The 25,855-nt window shown below is 45.3% G+C and carries 25 protein-coding genes; 4 read left to right on the forward strand and 21 right to left on the reverse strand.

Annotated features, from left to right (window positions below; genetic code table 11):
- Positions 1-73: 73 nt before the first annotated feature.
- From GKG41_RS15855 to GKG41_RS15895, 9 genes are all read right to left on the reverse strand, one after another.
- Positions 74-1,978: a DNA mismatch repair protein MutS gene (locus tag GKG41_RS15855; protein WP_154260399.1), complete on the reverse strand. Its 1,905-nt coding sequence runs from the start codon at positions 1,976-1,978 to the stop codon at positions 74-76.
- A gap of 394 nt (positions 1,979-2,372) precedes the next feature.
- Positions 2,373-3,137: an EFR1 family ferrodoxin gene (locus tag GKG41_RS15860; RefSeq protein ID WP_154260401.1), complete on the reverse strand. Its 765-nt coding sequence runs from the start codon at positions 3,135-3,137 to the stop codon at positions 2,373-2,375.
- A 174-nt stretch (positions 3,138-3,311) separates the two neighbouring features.
- Positions 3,312-4,199, reverse strand: coding sequence for an AraC family transcriptional regulator (locus tag GKG41_RS15865; RefSeq protein ID WP_154260403.1), 888 nt, complete (start codon positions 4,197-4,199; stop codon positions 3,312-3,314).
- Between the two features lie 67 nt (positions 4,200-4,266).
- Positions 4,267-5,424: an aldo/keto reductase gene (locus GKG41_RS15870; RefSeq protein WP_154260405.1), complete on the reverse strand. Its 1,158-nt coding sequence runs from the start codon at positions 5,422-5,424 to the stop codon at positions 4,267-4,269.
- A 101-nt stretch (positions 5,425-5,525) separates the two neighbouring features.
- Positions 5,526-6,659 carry an aldo/keto reductase gene (locus GKG41_RS15875; protein WP_154260407.1) on the reverse strand — a complete coding sequence of 378 codons (1,134 nt, stop codon included), beginning with the start codon at positions 6,657-6,659 and terminating at the stop codon, positions 5,526-5,528.
- A 165-nt stretch (positions 6,660-6,824) separates the two neighbouring features.
- Positions 6,825-6,977, reverse strand: a complete 153-nt coding sequence (locus tag GKG41_RS15880; RefSeq protein ID WP_154260409.1) for a hypothetical protein — start codon at positions 6,975-6,977, stop codon at positions 6,825-6,827.
- 46 nt (positions 6,978-7,023) lie between these two features.
- Entirely contained in the window at positions 7,024-7,356 is a 333-nt protein-coding gene (locus GKG41_RS15885; protein WP_347563334.1) for a YolD-like family protein, read from the reverse strand.
- A complete protein-coding gene (locus GKG41_RS15890) occupies positions 7,346-8,614 on the reverse strand; it encodes a DNA repair protein (RefSeq protein WP_347563333.1) in 1,269 nt (422 codons plus the stop codon). Before GKG41_RS15890 ends, GKG41_RS15885 begins: the two co-directional genes overlap by 11 nt.
- A 344-nt stretch (positions 8,615-8,958) precedes the next feature.
- Positions 8,959-9,501: a cupin domain-containing protein gene (locus GKG41_RS15895; protein WP_154260411.1), complete on the reverse strand. Its 543-nt coding sequence runs from the start codon at positions 9,499-9,501 to the stop codon at positions 8,959-8,961.
- A 189-nt stretch (positions 9,502-9,690) separates the two neighbouring features.
- Here GKG41_RS15895 and GKG41_RS15900 point away from each other — a divergent pair, with 189 nt between their 5' ends.
- Positions 9,691-11,286, forward strand: coding sequence for an L-serine ammonia-lyase, iron-sulfur-dependent, subunit alpha (locus GKG41_RS15900; protein ID WP_154260413.1), 1,596 nt, complete (start codon positions 9,691-9,693; stop codon positions 11,284-11,286).
- Between the two features lie 36 nt (positions 11,287-11,322).
- Here the strand turns inward: GKG41_RS15900 and GKG41_RS15905 are convergent, their stop codons facing one another.
- From GKG41_RS15905 to GKG41_RS15940, 8 genes are all read right to left on the reverse strand, one after another.
- Positions 11,323-11,781, reverse strand: a complete 459-nt coding sequence (locus GKG41_RS15905; protein WP_154260415.1) for a GNAT family N-acetyltransferase — start codon at positions 11,779-11,781, stop codon at positions 11,323-11,325.
- A gap of 392 nt (positions 11,782-12,173) precedes the next feature.
- Entirely contained in the window at positions 12,174-12,539 is a 366-nt protein-coding gene (locus tag GKG41_RS15910; RefSeq protein WP_154260417.1) for a hypothetical protein, read from the reverse strand.
- A 72-nt stretch (positions 12,540-12,611) separates the two neighbouring features.
- A complete protein-coding gene (locus GKG41_RS15915) occupies positions 12,612-14,339 on the reverse strand; it encodes an alpha-glucosidase (protein ID WP_154260419.1) in 1,728 nt (575 codons plus the stop codon).
- The gene (locus tag GKG41_RS15920; RefSeq protein ID WP_154260421.1) at positions 14,336-16,192 is read right to left on the reverse strand and encodes an amylosucrase; all 1,857 of its coding nucleotides are present in this window, start codon (positions 16,190-16,192) and stop codon (positions 14,336-14,338) included. The genes GKG41_RS15915 and GKG41_RS15920 overlap by 4 nt, the downstream gene beginning before the upstream one ends.
- A gap of 4 nt (positions 16,193-16,196) precedes the next feature.
- Positions 16,197-17,558, reverse strand: a complete 1,362-nt coding sequence (locus tag GKG41_RS15925; RefSeq protein ID WP_154260423.1) for a glycoside hydrolase family 32 protein — start codon at positions 17,556-17,558, stop codon at positions 16,197-16,199.
- Between the two features lie 28 nt (positions 17,559-17,586).
- Positions 17,587-18,447 (reverse strand): carbohydrate ABC transporter permease, encoded by an 861-nt coding sequence (locus tag GKG41_RS15930; protein WP_154260425.1) that lies wholly within the window; start codon positions 18,445-18,447, stop codon positions 17,587-17,589.
- Positions 18,447-19,319: a sugar ABC transporter permease gene (locus GKG41_RS15935; protein WP_154260427.1), complete on the reverse strand. Its 873-nt coding sequence runs from the start codon at positions 19,317-19,319 to the stop codon at positions 18,447-18,449. Before GKG41_RS15935 ends, GKG41_RS15930 begins: the two co-directional genes overlap by 1 nt.
- 16 nt (positions 19,320-19,335) lie before the next feature.
- Positions 19,336-20,712 (reverse strand): ABC transporter substrate-binding protein, encoded by a 1,377-nt coding sequence (locus GKG41_RS15940; protein WP_154260429.1) that lies wholly within the window; start codon positions 20,710-20,712, stop codon positions 19,336-19,338.
- Between the two features lie 294 nt (positions 20,713-21,006).
- Between GKG41_RS15940 and GKG41_RS15945 the strand changes: the two genes are divergently transcribed.
- Entirely contained in the window at positions 21,007-22,047 is a 1,041-nt protein-coding gene (locus GKG41_RS15945) for a substrate-binding domain-containing protein (RefSeq protein ID WP_154260431.1), read from the forward strand.
- Between the two features lie 49 nt (positions 22,048-22,096).
- Here the strand turns inward: GKG41_RS15945 and GKG41_RS15950 are convergent, their stop codons facing one another.
- Positions 22,097-23,200 (reverse strand): zinc-ribbon domain-containing protein, encoded by a 1,104-nt coding sequence (locus tag GKG41_RS15950; protein WP_154260433.1) that lies wholly within the window; start codon positions 23,198-23,200, stop codon positions 22,097-22,099.
- A gap of 364 nt (positions 23,201-23,564) precedes the next feature.
- Here GKG41_RS15950 and GKG41_RS23590 point away from each other — a divergent pair, with 364 nt between their 5' ends.
- Together GKG41_RS23590 and GKG41_RS15955 are read left to right on the forward strand one after the other, a co-directional pair.
- A complete protein-coding gene (locus tag GKG41_RS23590) occupies positions 23,565-23,786 on the forward strand; it encodes a hypothetical protein (RefSeq protein WP_226904021.1) in 222 nt (73 codons plus the stop codon).
- A 19-nt stretch (positions 23,787-23,805) separates the two neighbouring features.
- Positions 23,806-24,234: a CPBP family intramembrane glutamic endopeptidase gene (locus GKG41_RS15955; RefSeq protein WP_226904020.1), complete on the forward strand. Its 429-nt coding sequence runs from the start codon at positions 23,806-23,808 to the stop codon at positions 24,232-24,234.
- Here GKG41_RS15955 and GKG41_RS23205 read toward each other — a convergent pair.
- The 3 genes from GKG41_RS23205 to GKG41_RS15965 are packed head-to-tail and all read right to left on the reverse strand — an operon-like array spanning position 24,231 to position 25,822.
- Positions 24,231-24,398 carry a hypothetical protein gene (locus tag GKG41_RS23205; RefSeq protein WP_173015625.1) on the reverse strand — a complete coding sequence of 56 codons (168 nt, stop codon included), beginning with the start codon at positions 24,396-24,398 and terminating at the stop codon, positions 24,231-24,233. The genes GKG41_RS15955 and GKG41_RS23205 overlap by 4 nt on opposite strands.
- Positions 24,399-24,416: 18 nt before the next feature.
- The gene (locus tag GKG41_RS15960; protein WP_154260435.1) at positions 24,417-25,256 is read right to left on the reverse strand and encodes a CPBP family intramembrane glutamic endopeptidase; all 840 of its coding nucleotides are present in this window, start codon (positions 25,254-25,256) and stop codon (positions 24,417-24,419) included.
- Positions 25,253-25,822, reverse strand: a complete 570-nt coding sequence (locus GKG41_RS15965; protein ID WP_154260437.1) for a TetR/AcrR family transcriptional regulator — start codon at positions 25,820-25,822, stop codon at positions 25,253-25,255. Before GKG41_RS15965 ends, GKG41_RS15960 begins: the two co-directional genes overlap by 4 nt.
- Positions 25,823-25,855: the final 33 nt, after the last annotated feature.

The following is a 25,855-nucleotide window of genomic DNA, read 5'->3' on the forward strand; positions in this document are numbered from 1 at the left end:
CCAGCGTCTTACCTTTTATTTTAACACTTTTCCTGCTAGAATTCTATCCGCATTCTGAATCTGGAAGCTGCTGCTAGGATTCATCATACACCAGTTCTGTGTCTACATATTTTCTCTCCATCTGATGCCGGGCTTTTCTCTTTTCCACGCTGTCAAAGATAATAGAAAAATCATAATCCTCCGGATAAAGCTGCTGGGCTGCCACCTGCAGCTTGATTCGTTTATGGCTGATCCATATTTTTTTGTCCTGCATCTGTACCCGCAGGACCCCTTTTTCATTGGCTGTCTGACACACAATGCCAATCTTTTTATCGGGGAAAACCATAACACTGTCCCCTAACTGATATTTCATAGCATTCTCCTGGCGGGATACTTTTTTTGTTTTCTGAATCCTGGGATGGGACGTCTTTTGGAATTCTTCCCCTCCGGTGATACCGCCCCACCGGGCGTCAAAGGTTTCTGCATAGGCTGCCTTTGCAGCTCTTTTTAGCATACGTTCCGGCATTCCCAGCTTGCCTGCAATATAAAAGGCACAGCTCTCCCCAGCCTCGCCGATGACCAGCTGGTATAAAGGCTTCAGACTTTCTTTGTCAAAGGTCATCCTGGCATTTACGATCCCCGACTCCTGTTTTGCATATTCTTTTACCTCCGGATAGTGGGTGGTAACTAAGAAAAGGGCGCCGCTTCTTTTCAATTCTTCCAGAATTGCGATGGCAATTCCCATTCCCTCCGCAGGGTCCGTGCCAGAACCCAATTCATCCATGATAACCAGGCTGTCCCGGCTCACAGTCCGCAGGATATTCAGCACATTCGTAATATGGGCGGAGAACGTGGACAGGTTTTCCGACAGATTCTGTCCATCCCCGATGTCACATAAAAAGGCATTGTTCATACATATTTCTGCCTTCTCACAAGTCACATGGAGTCCGCACTGAGCCATCATACAGGTAAGAGCAACTGTCTTGATGGCAACTGTCTTTCCTCCTGTATTCGGCCCTGTGATAATTACACCGTTTACTCCTTTTCCTATCTCAAAATTAAGAGGAACATTCACTTTCCTGTCCATAAGCGGATGTCTCGCGTTCCTCAGCCGTATATACCGCTCCGTATTAATTTCGGGAGGGATTCCGTCATATTCTATACTCAATTTTGCCTTGGCAAACATAAAATCCAGCTTCTCAATGGTATGGCTGTTTTGTTGGATTACCCCGGCCTTATCTGACAGCATTGCGGTTAACGTGTATAAGATCCTGATCTCTTCATTTTCCTCATCAATTCTTAGCTCCTGCATCTGCTCATATAATTTAGCCACAGTAGATGGTTCTATGAATAAGGTATTGCCAGTGGAAGATTTGTCAATCACAGAACCGCTGATTCTGAATTTATACTCTTTTTTTACCGGAATGCACAGCCGCCCGTTTCTTACAGTACTGAAGCTGTCCGCCATATACTGCTTATTAGCCTTTATCACAGAATCGGCTTTTTCATGCATTTTTGCATCTGTCCGCTCAATGGCTTCTCTCAGTGTTTTCAGCCGCTTAGAGGCATAGTCATCTATTTTCCCCCCTCTGATCTTCTGGTTCAGTTCCTCCCTGATTTCATCCAGAGGTTCCAGATTCTCCTCATAGTAAGCCATCCCTATTTCATAGGCTTTTCCTCTGTTCAGGTAATCCTTCATTCTTTTCACAGCGGAAAAGGTAAGCGCAATAGCCTCCAGCTGCTCCGGAGTCAGGCATCCCCCTTGTTCTGCCAGTTTAATCCATGCTTCAATCCCCTGCAGAGCTGTCAGAGGCGGATTACCGCATGTTTCTATCATAACCTTTGCCTCTGTGGTCTCTCGTAACTTTGCTTTTACTTTTGTCTCTGATAAGTAGGGTGTTAAACTCTGTATCTTTTCTTTGGCTTTGTCTGTACATGCCAGTTCTGTTAGTTTTTCTTTTATTTTATGGAACTCAAGTAATCTTTCTGTGTCTGTCATATGACTCACCTTTCTCTTGCCTTTCTTGTTTTTGTAAAAATAAAGCCGCGGAAGTATCGCCTTATCAGACATACGACTCCCGCGGCACACAGATTTGTTGTATAATGAAACAGACATAAAAAAGCACAGCCATAGAGCCATGCTTTTTTTCCGTTCATTTTATATACAGAGTTCTGCAAAATGTATGTTAGCATTGTATAAGGCAGATAAAAGGGCGCAACAAACCTCCTGACGGAATCTGTTATACCCTCACAACTATTTAATTAGCTGTATTCTCCATTATAACCACAAGTAACATACACTACCTCTTTTTCATTTTAATTTTTTTTGATTATAAGCTATCTTTCACCCGTTGTCAACAGATTTCCTGTTTTTTATCTGCAGTCTTATGTACTTACAGGATAAAAAATTCATTCTCCCGCCGCACGTCCTTCAGTGCTCCCAGCATCTGCTCCATGCGCTCCTGCAGGGGAGGGGGCAGAATTCGGGACTGATTGGGACAGACTGCGGTACAGGCCATACAGAGAATACAGGTATTTGGATCTGTGGCAATGTGCCCCTCATTCACTGTAATCGCAGCTGTAGGACAGACCTCTTCGCATTTGCCGCACAGGCTGCAGGTTTCCAGGGATATGGGCGGGGCTGGGATCGTCATTGCCTCTTTATAAGGCTGATTTCCGGGAACCGTAATCTCTGTACGGCTCCGATTGTCCAGCTTGCTTTCTACTCGTTTGGCAAACCCGGTGATTTCAGAAACGTCCTTTTCATCCGGTCTGCCCTTTCCTACATCGGGTGCCATTGAGTGCTGAGCAATGCATGCTCCCGAAGCCGCAATCTGGAATCCCTGATGGGAAACCGCCTGATTCAGTTCCAGCAGCGCATCCTCATATGCCCTGGTACCATAGACAACAAACGTAACTGCCTTCTTACCGCTTCCGTCCAGTGCCTTTATCTTATCTGCGACGAGGGCCGGTATCCTTCCTCCAAAAACCGGTGCTGCAAATACTGCCAGTTCTCCGGCCGGATTGGCTGGCTCCTTCTCCCTGAGGCCCAGATTATGATCCATCACCTCCCCTGAAATTGCTTTGCAGAAAGCTTCACCCACCTTTTTTGTCCCTCCCGTGGGACTGAAATAATAAAAATCTGTCCTGTTCACCATAAAAACGCCTCCAAACGTTATTCATATATTATAATCAGTATAATCCCCTCTCTCTGTGTTGTCCACCCCGCCTTTATGTATTATCCTTCACACAGACACGAGAATCACTCCTGATGTCCCGGGAATGCAGCAGGAGCAACGGGGAATATCAATACCCTGTTGCTCCTGTTTACATTATGGCTGCGTGCTGCTTTTTACGGGAAGCATTTCAATATATCCTCTTGTACCGATGGGTTCCAGCTGGATGCGGGGATTCCCGGTATCCCACTGATATCCTGCGACGGCCGGCTGATATTTTTTAATGGCCTCCTGGACTTCTTCGATCGCCTGGCAGTAATCCTCCTCCGCAAAGGGTTCTCCCTGAAACACCACATACTCTGCCTCCGGAAGCTCCAGTACATCAAATCCCTCCGGAACTTCTCCGTGGTAATCCATGGGCACTTCTACTCCCTGCACATACTCGGAGGTACCCGGTCTGCGCATTCTCTCCGGAAGCCAAAGACATACCGGTTCTCCGCCGATGGACTTTATGCTGGTAAGCAGTCCCCATACATCACATCCCACTTCCTCACAGTACGTAAAGTATTCTGTGGCTGTTTTTCCTCTTTTAATCAAGGCCTTTCTTTCCGGCTTATGAACCATATGAATGTATACATTTTTTACCTCTGCCATTTTTCTGTTCTCCTTTCGAATCTCGTTGTATAAAACTCCATAGGGAACGAACAGATACAAAGGAACCGGATGTCTGGCATATTCACCGGGATTGCACCCGAATTCTCGGAAAAAGGCTCTCTGATATCCTTCCGCGCTTTGAAAGCCTAAATCAAAAGCCACATCAATCACCTTGGCATCTTCATCCCTCAACCGCAAAGCTGATTTGGACAGCTTTAATCTCCTGATGTAATCTGCCGGAGTATAATTCGTATACTCCCGGAACAGGCGGTAGGAGTACCAGGGCGAGAACATAGACGCCTTTGCCAGATCTGCCAGTGTAATGGTTTCTTCTAAATGTCTTTCAATGTAGTCCTGCATTCTCTGAACTGCCAAAGTCTGTTCCATCATCTGTTCACCTCCTGATGTGGCTATCATACCTTATCCCGTCATTTTCTTCTCGACTTTTTTTGCTGTGTTATCTGTAAGCCCCCTGCTGAAACAGAATATCTGCCTTTTCCATCCGTTCCACTACGTGTACTCCAAAGGGACAGCGCTCCTCACAGCCTCCGCAGCCGATACAATCTCCTCCGCCGGCGGTAAGGCCTATGTAATGGGCACGCACGGCGGAAGGCACCTCCTCTTGCATAACTGCCAGATCGTAAAGCTTATTAACCATAGCAATATCGATCCCTGCGGGGCAGGGGGCACAGTGTCCACAGTAGGTACACTGACCTGAATAGGCATGGCGGGGGGCATTTGCCAGAACAGTTGCGTAATCTTTTTCTTCCTCAGCGGCAGTCTCATAGGCCACTGCAGCCGCCACATGCTCCGGCGTGTCATATCCCACCATCACACTGGCCACAGCCGGTCTGGTCAGCGCATAATGAAGACATTGAACCGGAGTAAGAGCCACTCCGAAGGGAGACGTCTGAGCAGAGAAGAGACGGCCGCCGGCGTATCCTTTCATAACCGTAATGCCGATTCCCCGTTCCTCACAGATCCGGTACAGTGCTTCTCTTTCCGGTGCAATTCCCTTTAAAGCTTCGTCATAGGTTTCCGCAAAATACTCATTCATATCTTCTGTGGCAGGCAGCAGGTCAAAGGCCGGGTTAATGCTGAATAAAATCATCTCAATCTCCCCGCTTTCAGCTGCCAGTTTCGCAACATCCGGATTATGGGTGCTCATTCCAATATGGCGGATGATTCCCTTCTGGTTCAGCTCCCGGACATATTCTATAAAAGGGCCTGTCATTATCTGTTCAAACTCTGCCGCCTCATCTACAAAATGTATCATACCAAGATCCACATAGTCTGTTCGCAGGCGCGTCAGCAAATCACAAAATGCCTCTTTTACTTTTTCCATGTCCCGGGTACGCACATACTGTCCGTCCTGCCATGTGGACCCCAGATGCCCCTGAATAATCCATCGATCTCGTTTTCCCTCTATAGCTGCTCCAATGTTGGAGCGAACCTTAGGCTCTGCCATCCAGCAGTCCAATATATTAATCCCCTGCTTTTCACAGCATTCTATCACTTCTTTTACTTCCTCGGCATTATGGCGCTCCAGCCATTCCGCACCCAGACCGATCTCACTGACCTCAAGACCAGTATTTCCCAATTGGCGGTATCTCATCCCGGGTTTCCTCCTTCGATTTTACTTTTCCTTTTATTCTACTCTGTCTGTACCAAAACTGCCAGCACAAGTTGAACAGACCCCTGCCCCTCTGTCTGAAATTACCCGTTTAGTTTTGCTGCGAAGTCGGCCATGGCCTCTGAAATCTTTATCTGCTGGGGACAGACTTCCTCACAGCTTCTGCATCCGACGCAGGCACCCGGCTGTTTTTCTTCAGGAACCGCCATCAGAGCCATAGGGGCGATAAATCCTCCCCCGGTGAAACAATGCTCATTATATAACTCAAGAAGGGAAGGAATATCCAGTTCCTGAGGACAATGGCTCGTACAGTACCGGCATCCCGTACAGGGAAGTGCGATATCTTTCACCATACGATCCGCCACCTGAAGTAGGGCATCCATCTCTTTTTTGTCCAAAGGCTTATGGGACGCAAAGGTCCTGATATTTTCCTGAAGCTGCTCAAAGCTGGACATTCCTGAGAGCACTACAGTAACCTCCGGCAAGGTCTGAAGAAAACGGAACGCCCAGGCAGGCATATCCTCATTAGGGCGAAGTTCTTTTAATGTGACGGCATGGGCTTCTTTAAGAGACGCCAAACGGCCGCCCCGAAGAGGCTCCATAACCCAAACAGGAATTTCATATTGGTTCAATAGCTCTACCTTAGCTTTGGCATTCTGGAAAGACCAATCCAGATAATTCAGCTGTATCTGACAGAATTCCATATGTTCCCCGTATGCTTCCAGGAAACGCTTCATCACCTCACAGCTTCCATGGGCAGAAAATCCAAGATGACGGATGCGGCCTTTTTCTTTCTGCTCCATCAGATACGAAAAAATGCCGTAAGTCTCATTCAGATAAGCATCAATATTCATCTCACAGACATTGTGAAACAAGTAAAAGTCAAAATACTCCACACCGCATTTTTCAAGCTGCTGCTCAAAAATCTCTTCCACCTTATCCATATTAGAAAGATCATATCCTGGAAATTTGGTGGCAAGATAATAGCTATCCCGGGGATAGTCACTCAGCACTTTTCCCATAACCCTTTCCGAGTTCCCATTGTGATATCCCCATGCGGTGTCATAATAGTTAATACCATGTTCCATGGCATAGCTTACCATCTCTGAAACTGCACACTCATCGATCCTGGCATCATCGCCGTCAATAACAGGAAGCCGCATGGCCCCCATTCCTAATGCTGACAATTTCAAATCCTGAAAATCCTTATATATCATTTTACAGTACCCCTTTCTGTGATATAAGTTCAAATGAATGTCTAGTCCTGACCACAGCCTTTTCTTTAAAGTGCAGTCTCTGTATGTAGTACATCCATTCCTTAGCTTTTCTACAGGATACTCCCTGGAGTTAACTCAAAGTCAAGTACTTTTATACATGTTTCGCTAACATGTATGTTCATGTGTATGACGCTGTATAGGGCCACCGCCGTTCAAATCAACATAAGCCACCGAACCGTCTATGATCTGTCCCATTTCTCCAAACAGCCTTTTTGCTTTAAAGTTCACATGATTTGGAGGTGTTATAAATTCATTCATCTTCCAATTCTCCTTTCTCCCGACTTTTCTAATATCACAGTATCTTCTACGACTCCCCTGAAATCTCGGTAATATCATACAAATCATCAAATGAAATCTTAGTATTTACAATTTTTAGTACTCTTGCCGTCTCATCAATTCTGGATACCATCCCTGTCAGTTTGATATATTCATTTTGACAGAAATATACAACTGTTATAATGTCATTTTTATGCACCTGCCTCAGTTTTCGATCCAGCTCTTCCTGATAGTCTTCCGACAGCTTTCCCTTTGGCAGCACTACCTTTTCTTTCCTGCGCAGGGCATCGGGATAGCCTTTCAGGGCGGCAAACGGCATAAACTGCTTTGCCCTTTCCTCTCTGCTCATTTTAGATACCACTTTTATGCCCTCCTATCTGCCGGTTACGCTCCATAGCAGTCGCTCCCTCCTGAAGGTTCATGCCTTTTAGAATCGCATTCTTCCCATATTTTTCTTTGATGTTAAGCATAGCTTCCTGCATTTTATGTTCCCGCTCCAGCTCTGCCGGATCCGTAAACAAGTCATACTGCTGATACCTCTCGTCCACCACATGGTTGAAAGTAAGATTTATCCTGTGAATGGGTGCAGACCGATCCACAATCCGCCCGTACAGCTTCATTGCAGATGCGATTATCTGCTTTGCGGAACTGGTTGTAACTGTCATAGAAGCTGTCCCATGTGCGGATTTCTTCTGTAACCGGCTGCTGTATCCCACATGCAGGGTAATGGAATCCGTCACAAGCCCTTTATCCACAAGCTCCAGAGAGAGCATATCAGCCATTTCCTTCACAACCAGTATCGCATCCTGATAGGTATAGTCACAGGGAAGCACCTGTCCGCTTGATATACAGTTCTCTTTTGTCCGATACGCTTTGATGTCAGCCATGGTAACGGGTTCCCGCCCCCATGCATGGTCTATGAGAAGCTCCGCGTCAACCCCGAACATTTTGTACAGCATGGCCTCATCGGCCTTTGCCGCCTGCTCCATGGTAAAGATACCAGCCCGCTTTAGCCGGTTTGCTATCCCTGTCCCGATTCTCCAAAAGTCCGTAAGCGGCCTGTGGGTCCATAAAGTCTCCCGGTATATCACCTCATCTAAAACCCCGATGTGATCCTCCGCATGCTTTGCCGTGATATCCAGGGCAATCTTGGCCAGATAAAGGTTGCTGCCGATTCCCGCAGTTGCAGTAATCCCTGTGGTGACCAATATATCCTGCATAATCTTTATGCTCAGATCCTTTGCCGTCATCTGGTACATAGACAAATAGTCTGTAACATCCATAAAAACCTCATCAATAGAATAAATATGAATATCCTCTTTTGCGATGTACTTCAGATAAATACCGTAGATCTCGGCAGAATAATCAATATAGAGCTGCATTCTGGGCGGTGCCATGATATAGTCAATTCCTGCCGGAATCTGAAATACTCTGCATCTGCCCGGTACACCCAAAGCTTTCATAGCGGGTGAGACTGCCAGGCAGATTGTCTTTTCCGTACGCTCCGGATCCGCCACCACAAGTTGGGCCTTCATAGGATCCAGCCCTCTCTCCACGCATTCTACCGAGGCATAAAAGGACTTCAAATCAATACATACGTAGATTCTGTTCTCTGTCACTGATGGACGCCTGCTTTCCTTCTTAATTTTCTTCACTGATACCATTTTACCAGAACAGGAGTTTGTTTTCAACTGGCAAACTCCTCACAGTTCTCCCTGTGAATTCATGGTTACTCTTTACTCGTGCCCGGTAACTATTCATGCAAGTCTTTGGATGTCAGCTCTATACCGGTGAAGTATAATGCATATAAATAAATTTTTATATATAAAAAAATTTAGCCAATCTTTTTTACAAATATAAAACCCAAAGTACTGTACAGAGCATCCAATATTCCTCTTACCACCTGTCCTCGATTCCGGCAATAAAAAAAGTGCGCAGGCATCTAAATCAGCCTTTGCACCTTTTAATGAAAATTTGTAATCTGTTTTATCCACAGGCTTGAACAGGGTACTTCCGAAAGATTACTGAGGCTGTGCTTTTTCCTGGAATCTACATAAAAAGCATCGCCCTTATGAAGCACAAACTGCTGTTCATCCAGAGATATCGTCAATTCTCCTTCTAACACGAATCCGATCTCATCATAAGCATGGGTCCATTCCTTCTTATATTCGCAGCGGGGCTCCACAACAATCAGAAGTCCGTCCAGTCTCTCCGGGCCAAAATTGATGGATTCATAGCGAATCTGGCCCTTCTGCTCAAAAACAACTTTTCTGTCCTGAGCACGAATTACATTCTCCCCCCAATTCTTATCATCCAGCAATTTCACAAGTTCTATATCTAAAGCGGCGCAGATACGCTGAATATTATCAAGCGTAGGACTGCAGAGATTTCTTTCCAGATTACTGATAAAAGCAGGGGAAAGCCCAGTCTCATGTCCCAGCTCTGTGAGTGTCACTCCCCGCCTTTTGCGCAGATTCCGCACCCTTGTTCCTATCCCTTCTCCCATAAACCTGTTCTCCTTTTGTATCTGTATTTTTATACCGACGACAAAATCATATCATTTTTCACAAATACATTACAAGTATAATTTTTTACGATTGTAAAAAAATCTGTTGACTTTAATTGAGACTGCATTTTATAATACACCTAATCATAAAATAATTTTTATATTTATAAAATTTTAAGGAGGGTTTTTATGCAGCGCCAAAGTCCAAGTATTTTTAATGATATTGTCGGCCCCACTATGATTGGGCCTTCCAGCTCGCACACCTGCGGGCCTTCACGCATTGGTTTTCTGGCACAGCAGCTTCTTCCGGGAACTTTGAAAAAGGCTACTGTGGCTTTCGCTAGAGAAGGAGCTTACACTATGATGTACAAGGGGCAGCGCTCTGATATGGGGTATGTGAATGGTCTACTGGGCAGACGTCCTGAGGATCCCAGGCTTCGCAATGCATTTGGGGAAGCTGAAAAAGCTGGTGTGGAAGTCCGTTTCGAAATACAGGATTTTCCTGCTATTGTACCCAATATTTCACATATCACTTTGGAAAATTCAGAAGGAAAACAGGTTATTGTACATTCCGATTCCACCGGGGGAGGCACTGTAAAACTGTTAAAAATTGATGACTTCGACGTATCCATCACAGGGGACTGCTACGAACTCATTGTGAGAGCAGATTGCGATACTGCTGAGCTTGGGCACATCTGCACCTACATACAGGCATTGAATGACAGGGATGAAGGAAGCAGCATATCCGCCCGCGAAGAACGCGGGCTGATTAATCTGAAATACCGGACTCCGTTAAAGGAACAGGTTCTGGAGCAAATTAAAAAAATACCCTCTGTCTCTGAAGTCATTATGATGGAGCCTGTCCTGGCCGTTCCTTCTAACCGGCACTGCAAACTCCCATTTGCAAGTGCAGAGGAAATGTTAGCATTATCACGCTCCGAGGGCAAGGAGCTGTGGGAACTGGCTGTGGAGTACGAAATGGTCCGCAGCGGCTGGAGCAGGCAGCAGGTATGGGATTATATGAAATATGTTGTGGATACCATGGAACACAGTGCAAAAGAGGCCCTGAAGGGCGAGATTGATATGCGCGGCATCATCTCCCCCACTGCAGGCAATGTTGAGAACTATATAAAAAAAGATTCAAAAGCGCTGGATATGGGCGTATTAAACACAGCCGTTCCCTGGGCCATGGCTACTATGGAATACAGCAGCGCCATGGGAGTTGTTCTCTGTGCCCCCACCGGGGGGTCAGCCGGAGTCTTCCCCGGAGCTGTGCTGGGCGTTGCCAACCATCTGGGACTCTCCACAGAAGAAAAAATCCGTGCTATGTTTGTTACATCCATCATAGGTATTGTCATGAGCAAAGATTGTAATTACTCTGCGGAATTATACGGCTGCCAGGTTGAACCGGGAGCCGCTTCCGGTATGGCAGCAGCCGGACTGGTATACATTATGGGCGGTACCTCCGAACAGATGTGTCAGGCCGCATCCTGTGCCGTACAGAATATTCTTGGCACCATATGTGATCCGGTAGCGGGATTAGTGCAGATCCCATGCATTAACCGAAATGCCATGTCCGCGGCAAACGCCGTGGTATCCGCTAATATGATTCTGGGCGGTTTTAATCCCCTGATTCCTCTGGATCAGACTGCGGAGACACTATTTCGCGTAGGACGGCAATTACCCTCTGAATTGCGTTGTACCTGCCATGGCGGATTATGCACGACTCCCTGCGGTCAGCAGTTAGCCGCAGAGCAAGAAGCCCGGGATAATGACAGAGCGTAAGACACCGCTCCGGCACTTATCTTCTGCAGCTATAGTTTACCTGCAAAAACCAGTATACACCATTATTTTCTCACCCTTAGTATCACATTTTCCATTGAACTGAAACCCAAGCTGCTTATACAGGTGTATTGCAGCCGTATTGCTCTCATATACGCTCAGATACACCTGTTTTTTTCCATATTCTTGGTGCAGCCGTTTCAGCAAAGCCGAGACGGCCTCCCTTCCATACCCCCTGCCCTGATGTTTTCCATCTATCAGGATACGATCCAGCCATACTTCACCCTCCCGTTTAGAAATTTGGAAGCAGCCATACATAGCAAACCCTACCAGCATATTACCGTCATAGATACCCACCGGCCTCCACTTTGGGCTCTCGTCCGCCTCTTTCATACAATCGCTGACACTCTCAATAAACCCGGTCTGTTCCGGTAAAGTCCGTAAGCTCTCCACATCTCTTCTGATTGCCGGATTAACCGGCACAAAATGTAAATTCATAGTCATACACCTGTTCTCTCTCTTTGTTTTCATATCTCTGTTCAAAAATAGTGCGGATTCCAGGCCTGTCACCTGCCCCTAAACAAAAAAACCGGACAAAACAGAGTCACTTCCGGCCGCCTTATGATGAAGTTGTACGCAAAATCATCTTAGCAGCCAGTTTGATCAAACTGTTTTATCCGGATCATTGCAGGTACGCCCGCATTCCGTATCTCTATACTAACAGACAGCAGGATTTTCGTCAATAATGTTCCGCCTTTTAGACACGGTGCCTGAATATGCTTATCCGTAACAATTTTGTTTTTATCACATACACTTTATTAAAAAGAGGAAATATATATGTGTTATAACGAGTGTCACTGCAGTTCCGGCAAACCGCAGGAACTGTGTTCCTATGCGCAGTATGGAGTCCAATCTAACCCGTCTTCTAATACTGATCTGTCCATGATGACTCTGTTCCAAGAGGGTAAACAGATATCTTTAATGGATACTAAAATAATATTAGAACCAGGATATTTATATCTCATAGATTTTATTTTTTTAGCAACACCAGAGGCTGATAGTTTTATGCAGATTACTCCTAAAATAAATGGATCCCTTAAGCTATTATACTCATTTTTTGCTCCAACCGGCTCTGCGTCACGTAATGCTTCTGCATCCGGAAGTTTCACCATCCCCGTCATCGAAGACAGCGCTGCAGTATCCTTCAATCTGACGTATCCGGAATCTGTCAGAAATATAGATATAACCGGCGCCATATCGGTTACTGCTCTGCACAAGATTACAGGAAGCAAATGCCGCTAACGTAACCTGCTGTACCAGCGGTCTTTCTATATGAAAAAGTTTTCCGCAGATGATGCGTCCTTACTGTCAAAACAATTGCTGCCAAAATCAGCACGCTTTTCATCTGCGGGGAATCGCCTGTACAATATGCCGGCCTCGTACGCCCCAAGCACACCGTTTATCCCACTGCGCTCATTGAAGATAAGCGTCTCAGCCTCCCGCCACTTCTCCGGCAGGGCAAACGCCGCTTCCTCACAGCTAAAGTTCGCATACACCAGTATTTTGCCTCCCTCACAGCTCCTCGTATACGCAAAAATCCGCTCATCGTCCTTTTCAAGCAGTTCAAACTCGCCGTCTACAAACACCGGATATTTCTTTCTCAATCTAATTAGTTTCTTATAGCAGTAGTATACCGAATTCTCATCCTCCATCTGCTGTTTTACATTGACCTCCGTATAATCAGGATTCACCTTTATCCAAGGAATTCCACAGCTAAATCCGGCATTCATTCCGTCGTTCCACTGCATTGGTGTTCTGGCATTGTCCCGGCTTCTGGCATGGATGGAATCCATAATATCCGCTTTGGAAAAACCCTTTGCCAGCCGTTCTTTATACATGTTGATCGTCTCTATGTCCCGGTATTCCCCGTACTCATACTGTACATTTTTCATGCCAATCTCTTCACCCTGATAGATGTAAGGTGTTCCCTGCATTCCGTGAAGCACAATGGCAAGCATTTTCGCGGACTGGCTGCGGTACACCCCGTCATTCCCCCAACGGGAGATTATTCTCGGCAAGTCATGGTTTTCCCAGAACAGGCTGTTCCAGCCGCATCCGTACAGTCCTGTCTGCCATTTCTCCATAATTTCCTTGAATTTAACCAGTGAAAATGGTGCAAGATCCCATTTCTCTTTTCCCTCCTGCTGGTCGATTCCCATGTGTTCGAACTGAAATACCATGGAAAACTCGCTTCCGTCCGGATTGCTGTAGAGCTTTGCCCGCTCCACATCTGCGCCCCAGGCCTCCCCTACGGTAATCAGATTACCCTTCCGGAAAGTCTCACGGCTCAGTTCACGGATAAATTCATGAAGTCTCGGCCCATTTCCTGTTATCAGGTAATCCGGCTCCTTGGCTATTTGATCGATAACATCGAGCCGAAATCCCCCTACCCCTTTTTTCATCCACCAGAGAATCATGTCATAGATCTCCTGTCGCACCTGCGGATTCTCCCAATTTAAATCCGGCTGTTTTACAGAGAACTGGTGGAAGTAATACTGAGAAAGCTCTGGCACCCACTCCCATGCTGAGCCGCCGAAGGCCGCCTGCATCTCGTTGGGAGGCTGACTTTTTACACCGTCACGCCATACATAATAGTCATGATACGGGTTATCCCTGCCCTTTCGCGCTTCCCTGAACCAAAAGTGCTCATCTGACGTATGATTGAGCACCAGATCCAAAAGGATTTTAATACCCCGTTTTCCGGCCTCGGCGATCAGCTCCTCCATATCCGCAAGCGTCCCGAACATAGGATCAATATCCTGATAATTCGAGATGTCATATCCATTATCATCCTGGGGAGAACGGCACACCGGGGAAAGCCATACGGCATCGATACCAAGATCGGCCAGATAGTCCAGTTTGCTGATGATTCCCTGCAGATCTCCGATTCCGTCTCCGTCACTGTCTTTAAAACTGCGGGGGTATATCTGATAGATTACCGCCCGCTTCCACCAGTCTTTTTCTAATGCTGCTGTCACTGTACGAACTGTTGTCATTGCACTTGCTCCTCTCTGCTGCATCTCTTCGCCCACACAAATCCATGGGCCGGAAGCCAGACATCCCTCATCTGCCGGTTTTCTCCAGTAAATAAATCAATGTACATGCCGTCCTCCTGCATCCATGCCGTCCTCCTCTGACTGCTGAAGTTAAAAATCCCAAAAAACCTTTCTTCTTCTGTCTCCCTCATTATGCAAAGAACCCCATTGTCTTTTACATCGTATGTATATACGTCTGCATCTTGGGAAAATACCTTCTCCCTCCCGCGAATCCGTTCGAGCCTGAGAAGTGCCTGAAATATCTGCCCTTCCACCGCAGTCCCGTCCTTACGAAGCCCGGCAAGATCCCAGCGGAATTTTCCACGATGCACATAACGGGAATCCATGGATTTCAGCGGATCATCTTTATAACTGTAGTCATTGACCTGACCAACCTCATCTCCGCTGTAGAGCATCGGAATCCCCGTCTGTGTCATCATGTAAGCGTGGAGCATGATGTCCAACTGAACCGCTGCTTTTAGCCTGACAGCATCCTCCTCAAATCCCGCACTCTCTATTCCGCACATAGAAGCTGTTGTTCCGCAGAATCTTGCATCTTGTGTGACCGGATCATCATTGTACAGCTCCCCTCTGCTTACGCTTCCACAGAACCTGCCGGTGAAATAATCATTCAGAAACCGTTTGTGCGGTGCCTCTTTCATTCCCCACCATTTTAAAGTATCATAGTCAAGTCCCCAGCCTATATCATCGTGACACCTTAGATAGTTCAAAAAGGTATATTCTTTGGGCAGACTGTTGACGGTATCCAACTGCTTTCTCAAAAGCCGGATATCACCGACCGCCACACTGTTCCATGTAGTAGCCATCGTGGTCACATTATACAGCATATGGCACTCCGGTTTTTCTACTGTTCCAAAATACGGTACTACCTTTTCCGGTTCCATTACAACCTCACCCAGCAAAATAACGCTGGGGCAGACGATCTCGCTGATGATACGCATCATGCGCACTATCGTATGCACCTGGGGAAGGTTACGGCAGGCAGTCCCCAGTTCCTTCCAGATATATGGAACCGCATCAATGCGCACCACATCAATACCGCAGTTTGCCAGATATAGAAAATTGTACATCATCTCATTGAACACTCTTGAGTTGCGGTAGTTCAAATCCCACTGATAAGGATAAAATGTCGTCAGCACATGGGCATTTTGCTCCGGGAGATAGGTAAAGTTACCCGGCGCGGTAGTCGGAAACACCTGGGGTACTGTCCGTTCATACTGTCTCGGTATCTCATAGCTGTCGTAAAAAAAGTAGCGGCTCCTATATTCCCCATCCCCTTGTCTGGCTCTTATTGCCCACTCGTGATCCTCGGACGTATGATTCATAACAAAATCCATACATACGTTTATTCCCTTTGCATGGCACGCATCGGTAAGTTCGGTCAGATCTTGCATCGTACCAAGCTCCGGTCTCACCTTCCGGAAATCAGCCACCGCATATCCCCCGTCCGAACGCCCCGCTGGTGTGTCAAGGAACGGCATCAGGTGCAGGCAGTTCACATTACATTCTTTCAGATAGTCAAGCTTTCCCTGCACCCCCTTAAAATTGCCTGCAAAATTATCAATGTATAGCATCATGCCAAGCATATGGGGTTTTTTGAACCAGTCCGGCTCGCAAAGCCGCCTTTCGTCACGATTGTGGAGTTTCTGACTGCGCATTTTATAATATTTGTACATCTGTGTGCACAGCTCTGCGAACATATCCCCATTTTGGTACAGCTCCATATAGAGCCAGCGCAGCTCGTCATGGTGCTTTGCCATTCTGTTTTGAAAAATATCTTCTTTTTTCCCCATTGCTTCACTCCCTGCCTGTTTCCGCCTGGAATAGCTGTTCCACAGGGCCGCTTATCCCCCTTTCCAAGCCATAAACCACATTACTTACCACATACTGCCCCTGGTTCACGAACACCTCAATTAGATTAGGCTCTGCAAAGATATCAAGCTCATACCGTCCGCAAAGGGGGGGCGTACTGCTTGTCATGCGGTACTGCTCTGCCTCTTTTGTATCCCTGCCGTAATCTTTTCTTGCAAATACTCTGCGTCTGTCTGTGTGAATGCAATCGTTCTCAGCTTTGATACAGTATCCGCCGATATCCAGCATATCTCCTTCTTTTAACACGGTCTTTATCCGAAAGGGCTTCTGATAATCTATCTCTTCCCTTTGCAGCACTACTTTACTAAAATACTGCTCTGTCTCTGGGTGCACGCGGAAATAAATGTGCCCCGCCTCTTCTTCCACTACCCTCGGAAGACACATCATGCCCTTCCATGGATTCCTGTCCGGTGCATCGACTGCATAAGGCATCCGCATCCACGCAATCATGACCCGCCTGCCATCTTTATCAAGAGTCGTCTGGGGTGCGTACAAATCCAGTCCGTAATCCACAAATTGACTGGGTTGTAACAGTTCAAGCTCACAGCTTTCCTCCTCAAAATCCACCGGTACACATATGGATTGATGGGCATATTCCAGACCATCTTCCAGAATACCCATAGGAGAACCAATAAACACATAGCCTTCTCCCGCCTTGAAAATATCAGGACATTCCAGTATTTTCCCGAAGGCTTCATCCCGGCACTGGTTCACATAGGTCCATGTCCCGGCATCTCTGCTCTTGTAGAACAGCACCCGTCCATACTTCCCTTCAAAGGTGCTCCCCAGAATCATATAATAAGTATCGCCGCTTTTCCACACCTTCGGATCTCTCGTATGGACAGCATCAGCGATTGCCATATCTGTACTTACCGGAATAATCTGCCGTTTATCCCCCCAGTTGTCGAACTGGTACCCATCCGGAGAAATCATCATCGCCTGACTGGTTTCGAACGTTTCTCCCGGACACAGATGTATGTTTTCCGGATCTTCCTTCAGATACCGCACCGCCGAATAATACAGATACAGCATTCCGTCTTTTTCTATGGCACTGCCTGAAAATACCCCGTTTCTGTCATAGTCCTTCGTAGGGAAGAGGGCAACCTCCTTATGCTCCCAGTGAACCAAATCATCACTGACCGCATGTCCCCAATGCATTGTCCCCCACACAGGAGCGTAGGGGAAATGCTGATAGAACAGGTGATATTTTCCTTGATAATAGATAAAGCCATTAGCGTCATTTATCCAGTTTCCCGGAGCCTTAAGATGTAATATATCTTTTATCATTCCACTACCTTTTCTTTCCTCGTGTTATTTATTTTACCGCCCCCGCAACAACGCCGCTGATAATCTGCTTTTGAAGTATAATATACAGAATCAGAATCGGTATTACGCACAACAGAAGACCGGCCATAATTGTTCCGTAATCCGCAGAGTACGTGCCGTAGAAGCTGTAGGTCGAAAGCGGCAGCGTCAGAAGCTTTTTATCTGTCAGCACTAACGACGGAAGCAGAAAGTCATTCCAGAAGGCCAGCGCATTTAAGATTACCATCGTAGAGATAATTGGCTTAAGCAGCGGGAACACAATTTTAAAAAATGTCTGCCCTCGGGTACAGCCGTCTATGTAAGCAGCCTCCTCCAGTGCGATGGGCACACTGCCCTTGATAAAACCATGGAACATAAATACCGACATCGCCATAGAAAATCCTGTGTGCATAAATATCAAGGTAATTCTGTGATTCAGCATATTCAAGGTTCCCCCGTAAATGCTGACCAGCGGAATCATAATCGCCTGAAACGGTATAATCATAGATGCCACCATCAGTGCGAACGTAATTTTGGAAATCGTATTGTTGTGACGCACGATATAATATGCCAGCATGGCTGCGAACAAAGTCACAAGGAGTGTCGCCGAAACGGTTACAATCAAAGAGTTCTTAAAGGCATTCATAAAGTCCATCTGTGTAAATGCTTTAACAAAATTGTCAAAGGACAGTCCCTTAATTGTGTACAGCCAGGAAAACGGGCTTTTAATAATATCTCTCTTCTGCTTTAAAGAGTTGATTACTACCATCAGGAACGGGAACATATAGGCAAGAAATATAATTATCAATCCCCCTGCAGCCAGTATATTAGTCGCTTTTCTTTTATTTCCCCCGATTGACGTCTGCTTCATTATGCTTCCACCTCCTTCTTCTTCGTCAGGTACACCTGAATACCGCTGATACATGCCACAATCAGAAACAGAATAAGCGCCTCTGCCTGCCCCAGGCCAAACTGTCTGGAGGTGAATGCTTTCTCATACACATGCATGGCGGCCATTTCTGTCGTTCCGTAAGGCGCTCCTGCAGTCAATGAAAGGTTTACATCGTATACCATAAATGCACGAGAGAGTGTGAGGAAGAGACAGATTGTCACCGATGACATCATAAGCGGCATAACGATACTCTTCATCTTTCGCCAGCCGGAGGCTCCGTCGATGCTGGCCGCTTCCATAACATCCTCGCTAAGTCCCATAAATCCTGCCACATAAATAAGAATCATATATCCGGACAGCTGCCACACGGATACGAGCACCAATGCGAGGAAAGCTTTTGTGGGATCAGAGAGCCACGATACCCCGAAAAGGTTCCAGCCGGTAGCCTCGCCGACATTTACAAACACTCTGGAAAATACAAACTGCCATATATATCCCAGCACAATACCTCCGATTAAGTTAGGAGTAAAAAATCCCGCTCTGAAAAAGTTCTGGCCTTTCATTCCCCGTGTCAGAAGATAAGCCAGCAAAAAGGCAATTACATTGACTAAGAGAACAACCAATATTACATATTTGAACGTCAGCCCCAAAGAAGTCCAGAACTGCCCATCCTGCAAAACCCCCATAAAATTCTTAAAACCGATAAAATTCTTTGCTTTAGAAACACCATTCCAGTCTGTCAGCGTAAGGTATACCCCGTAAATAAAGGGGATAATTACCACAGCAAAGAAGCAAAACATACCCGGCAGTGCAAACATACAGAAATCTTTTCCTCTATTTTTATTTCTCATTCTTTTCCCTTCTTTCCTACTTCTGTTCTTTCCAATACTCTGCGATAGATTCTGTCAGTTCCTCCCTGCCGCTTCTCCCGGCCAGATATTTCTGCATTGCCGCACCCAGCACTGCCCAGTGATCGTTAGGTACGATGGCCGATGCATTATATGTCTCACCGGCCTGCACCTTCTCATAAATGTCTGCACTCAACGGATCCGTTGGCTCATATGGATTATTTATAAAAGGGGGGATCACATTGCAGGTCTTTACAAGCATCTGCTGTCCAATCTCAGAAAATACAATCCAGTTCAAAAACTCCCGGGCCGCAGCCTGCTCCTTCTCCGACGCTATTTGTCCGTCCAGCATCACCTGCTTCGACGGAGATGCCTGAATCTTCTTATTTACAAAGTCATCAGCATCGCTGTTTAAGAAATATGGAAGGAAGCCGTACTCCTCTTCCTCCCCGGCTCCTGCTTCGGTAAGATTGGGCCATGCCCAGTTTCCGTTGAACCAGAATGCCGTCTTGCCATCAGCCAAATCTATTGCCATCTCATCGTAGTCGGCTCCCAGCGGATCGCCTTTTGCCACATTATATTTTTTCAATACATCGAACATATCCAGAAACTCTTCCAGTCTGTCATATGTGTCAAGATTACATTCTCCGTCCTTAATTTGTTGAATCACCTCCTGTGCCCCTTCTGAAGTACCGTCATAGGTCTCATAGATATACTGCAGATGGTGCGCTCCAAGCGACCAGTCTTCCTTCGCAAGCGATACAGGCTTCTCAATTCCGGCAGCTTTTAGCTTTTCAAGAAGTTCTACAAAGTTATCTAGTGTACCAATGGACTTGGGATCAAATTCCTCACCCAGCGCCTCTTCAATCACTGCTTTGTTGTAAATCAGCCCTCTTCCCTCAATACATAGAGGAAAGCTGTAGACTTTTCCATTAACCTCTGTCAGATATTCTCCGGCCTGGGCAGTCCATGCTTCCCCTGTCAAATCTGCGGCCTTTTCCTCTGCCAATGCAATTACATCCGTGGTATCCAGAATCGCCATTGTAGGCGGTGTTCCAGAATTATACATACTGACCACCTTAGTGTAGGGCGAATCACCGTCTGTCACCGGCATAACTTCCACATGCACTTTAGACTTCTCTTCAAATACAGCAGACATCTTCTCCAGCGGAGCCTGTATCTCTGCCTTTGAATTCAGAAGTGTAATCTCTGTTCCCTCTAACGACGCATCATATGTAAATGTATCTGTAGATGTGTCAATCGGTACCTCCTTTACTTCTTCGTTTGGATCGTCCGGGTCACTTGCAAATCCGAACCGGCAGCCAGACAGTGTTGTCACCGCCAGCGCTGCTGCAAGAACCCCTGCTATCCCTTTTGCCCTTACTTTCTTTTTCATCCAGTAAATCCTCCTAATCTCCCGCTACGCCATATACCCGGCTTTGGTACTTCCATTTACGAGCTTTGATTAACCGGTAAAGTAACCGGTTACTTTTGTAACTCCAGCATAGCATAGATATACTTCATAGTCAATCACCAAGCTAATTTTCAGCAATAATATACGGTATGGACTATTCAAAATTGTAGATATGTTACAAAACCGGTTACTTAACCGATTACTTGTTGCCCTGGTATTTGATTTTTGCTATACTTGTACATAGAATTACATTATAAAGAAAGCAGCGTGATAACTATGGCCCAGAAAAAGAGAGTCACATTTGACGATATTGCAAAATATACCAACTTTTCCAAAACAACGATCTCCCGCTACTTTAACAATCCGGATTCCCTGACGCTGGAGAACCAGCAGATCATCTCTGATGCGCTGGTGAAGCTGGATTACAAAGAGAATAAGGTGGCCCGCATTCTCGCCAGCGGGAAGACTGAGTTTATCGGCATCATTGTGCCAAACCTGTACCTTCGCTATTACTCTGAGATGCTGGATCAGATACTCTCCACCTATGAGACCTTTGGCTATAAATTCTTAGTCTTCATCGGCAACGGCAATGAGGAGAGCGAGCGGCGCTACATTCAGGAGCTGCTCTCCTATCAGATAGAAGGAATGATCATCCTAAGCCACACCATTCCCTCCCATGAGCTGGCCGGACTTTCTATTCCAATTGTGACAATTGAGCGGGAGGATCGTTTTGTATGCAGCGTCAACACCGACAATTATATGGGTGCTGTACAGGCCACAAGTCTCCTTGCCAGGCACAAGTGCGATGTACTTATTCACATAAACTCCCCTACTCCAGAAGAACGCCCGGCCTACGGACGTATCCAGGGCTTCCGGGATTTCTGCAAGGAACATCACTTGAAGCATCAGATCATCATCGAGGATCTGGGAAGCACCCACGAAAGCAGCCAACGTCATATGAACCACATTTTAAACCAGATTGAAATGGACTACCCGGATCAGAAAAAAGGCATCTTTGTATCAAGTGATACTTATGCCAATGTCCTTCTCAACCTGCTGTTTCGTAAGTACGGTACTCTGCCGCAGGATTACCTGATTATCGGTTTTGACAATTCTCCCGTATCTGAAGAAGCTATTATCCCGATCAGCACCGTCGGGCAGCAAATAGAAAAACTGGCGTACGAGGCTGTCAGTATGCTCGTCACGCAGATGAATGAGCGCAAAAAGAGACGGCCCGTTCCTTTGAAAGAACCAATTCATAAGATGGTAACACCTATCCTTATCCGCCGCGAAACCACGGAAGGATTACTAGAATAGCAATAAAAGCTCCCGGATGTTCCGGGAGCTTTTATTGCTATTCATGAATTTATTCATAATATGTTCCTGTCTGATAATGGGGAGTAAACTCTAGATTATAGCCATCAAGAGACAATTTGCTGTCACTGAAATATACATCTACCGTAGCTACTTGCTCCGGTTTCCATGATTCCACCTGACTGGCATTGCCACTGGCAATAATACTCCCATCTCCATCTAACACATTTACATCCGCATAGAAGTATTCAAAAGTACGATCTGTCGTATTCTTCATTGTCATTTTATAAGTCTTATAACCCCACTCGTCTTCAGTAGTATCGATTGTAAACCCTTCCGTCATCCTCTGAATGTTTTCTCTTACAGATTGCTGTTCCGCTGCAGATGAAGCATCTACCAATATATCTTCTACTGTTTCCTGATGCTTCTCATCTACTTTCAAGCCATAATCTTCAATAAACTTCTGCAACAGCATTGAACGTTTTGCATAGACATCTGTCCATTGAGTATAATATGTATTATAATCTACTGTATAATGCTTTGTAGCCTCTTTGGCTGCACGTACATAATCAATGTATGTACGAACATCATCTTGCAAGTCGGCATTGTCAAAGGTTTTGTCATAGTATGGTTCAATTTCTGCCAATTCAATATCACAATATTCGCTGAATATATCCGGATCTTCATACCCCTTACCCTGCTTTGTGTATTCATCGGATTTATCCCAACGATTCATTAGTCCCTTAGACATAGCACGCATATACTGTCCGTCTACAGATAATTCATACTTGCATTTCTCAACCATTTCTTTGCAATCTTCATAATCGCCAAGAGCAGCAAATTTTTCGCTTGCTTCCTCAAATCTTTCATCCTCATAAAGCTCAACCGCCGCTTTATAATTTCTTGCATCCGCAGTCATTATATAATAGCCTGCAATACAAGCGATGACAAGAACCACTATAACTGCACCTATGGCAATTATCTTCTTCGAAAAATGTTTCACATCTTTCTTTTCTGATGAAACAGGTTCTTTCTGCTGCTCTGTAACCTTTTTTTCTTCCTTTTTCATTTCGTCAATCGGATATCCACAGTGTGGGCATTTCCCGGCCTTGTCACTGATTTCACGATTGCACTCCGGACACTTAATCAATGCCATATAGTATTCCTCCCTCATGCTTTTCAATTTTTGCAATATTCTTTAAAACATCGCATCCATCAATATTTATTTTATCACGACTTAATGTAAATTCCGACATAAATTTATAATTATCTTCAAAACTTTTCCTCCTCTCCGTCCACAAGTGCTGAAGAAGCCGAGCCGATTTTTGCTGTCATAGCAAAGACAAGAAATATCCCCATGGAACAAGCGCGAGTTATCTTCAAATCCTTATTTTTGTTTGCTCATGGATATGCCAGTATGTTCGCAAACAACGATATGGAATACGATGAAGAAACCATTTTATCGGATTTAGATTTAATATTTGATGGTACGCTATATGCGTTAAAAGGAGGAATATAGAGTGTATCGTTTATATAAGAAAAATGTATTGAACTTTTCTTTGGCGTGGATTATTGCCTATGTTGTTTTACTTAGTGCTGCTGACAGCTTATCGGTTTCGCTCGGTTTTGAAAAGATAATCACCGCACCTGTGAGTATGGTCTTTGCCCTGCTTATGTTCTTTCATGGGGAGCCTAAAAAATTATTTATACTTTATTCCGCTTGGTTTGATGATAAGCGTTAATTTGTGGAATGGCGTTACAATGAATGTTTCTGTATTGGAGACCGTTCTATTTATTCTGAGTATGCTTTGTGTAGGATTTATTGAGGAAGTTATCTTCCGTGGTTTTCTTTTCAAAGCGATGTGTAAGGACAATATAAGGTTAGCGATTTTTGTTTCAAGTATTACCTTTGGCCTGGGGCATATTGTAAACTTGCTGAACGGCAGAGAGTTGTTACCCACGCTTTTACAAATCTGCTATGCAACCGCAATAGGCTTTTTATTTACGATTATTTTCTATAAAGGAAAAAGCCTTTTGCCGTGTATCATTACACATAGCATTTTCAATTCAATAGCTATCTTTGCTGTTCAAAGAACGCAAATGTTCAGTATCATCACCTCCATTCTATTATGCGTTATTTCTCTCGGATATGCGTTATGGATATTGAAAAGAGCTGAAAAGTCTGCTTAATTTGACCTCTTATCCATGTCAAGTGCGATAAATCCTGCCGTAACTGCCAGTGCAAGCATAATGTCATGTTCTCCAAAGGGATTTATCACTATGGAATACAACAAAAATGCTGTACAAATCAGTAATACGGCTACTACAATCCTACGCAAAATTTTTTTATTCATCTGCAAGCCCCCTCCCTTTCAATTTACATAAATTCCCATTTTTTTCCGCTTCTTTGCAATCATCATAATAAACGCCAGTGAAAGGACATTTGACAAAACGATCCGCAGAATACTCAATTCGTCCGCACCGGTCTGCGTAACTATATGAAGGGAATTCGTTATGAAATTATTAAAAAAATGTTCAAACATTCCCGCCCAGATGGTTCCTGTCAATGCAGCACACATGCCCCACTCATATCCCAGAATTCCTGCAAGCAGGATATATCCTGCCGCCATCACCACGGCTGTTGGTATATTCATACTTCCATCCAGCACCCAGACCACCACCATCACCACATGCCATAGTCCAAATAGCAATGCCTGAATCAGATTACTTATTTTCTCCGGATACACAGTCTTTGCCATCTGCAGAAACAATCCGCGGAACAAACCTTCTTCTGCCAGCACATTCAGAATATTTCCTGCGATACAGATGGATACCGTAGCGAAGGATAGTCCTGTTATATTCTGACTGGTCAATGCAAAATTGGAAATGTAAAAACGTAGTCCAGGCTGTCTTCCCATGGCCATTAATATCATGTATTCTACGCCATAGGAAATAGCAAAGGAACTAACCCCTAAAGATAATCCCAGCACAGCGCTGCCTAAAATGCCTTTTCTACGAAATCCCAGCCAACAAAGATTTTTCCCTGACAAATAAAGTATGACTCCAATCAATGCAATGGCAAACAGCTTACAGAAAACATTTTCAGCTAAAATTGTCTGGTCTGTCCTGATAAAGAGGAATTCTACATACTCCGCTATACTGCATAATAAAAAAACACATAGAATGCCCCATAGGATTTTCCTCTGCTTCATTTGCTGCCTCCGCCCTGGTACTGCTTCTTCAGCGCTTCAAATCCATCCGTGAGAAAACTGCTGATTGCCTCCTCGTTTAGATCCACGTAGGAAGTGGCAACCATAGAGGCAATGCCGTGAATGTAAAATACCATCTCTGTCTGAAAACGGTACGCTGTTTCATAATCCAGTCCAGTTTCTGAGGAAAGCAGTTGAATGATGTCATGCATCTCTGCTTTTCCGTCACTTTCCTGCTCCTTGGAGCGGTCGCGCATAAAAAGTAATCGAAACAACTCTCTTTCCTCTTTTGCGAATCGGATATAGGTCATCCCGATTCCCTTGTAGGGCGGATACATTCCTTTTTCCATGTCCTCCTGTACACAGCTTTGATACACCGCTCTGGCTGCTTTCAATACTTCCTGCTGTACCTCTTCCATATTTTGAAATACTGTAAAAATGGGACTTGCGGAGCTTCCAAGCTGCGCACTCAGAGTTCTGGCTGACAATGCTTGTGCACCGCTGCTTTTAATAATATGTAGTGCGGCCTGTATGATTTCCTCTCTGGAAAACTTTGCTTTTGGCGGCATGTTCTTCCCCTCCTGCTTTACTTTCATCTTTCT

The organism is Lactonifactor sp. BIOML-A5 (genome assembly GCF_009677585.1).
Lineage (GTDB): Bacteria > Bacillota > Clostridia > Lachnospirales > Lachnospiraceae > Lactonifactor.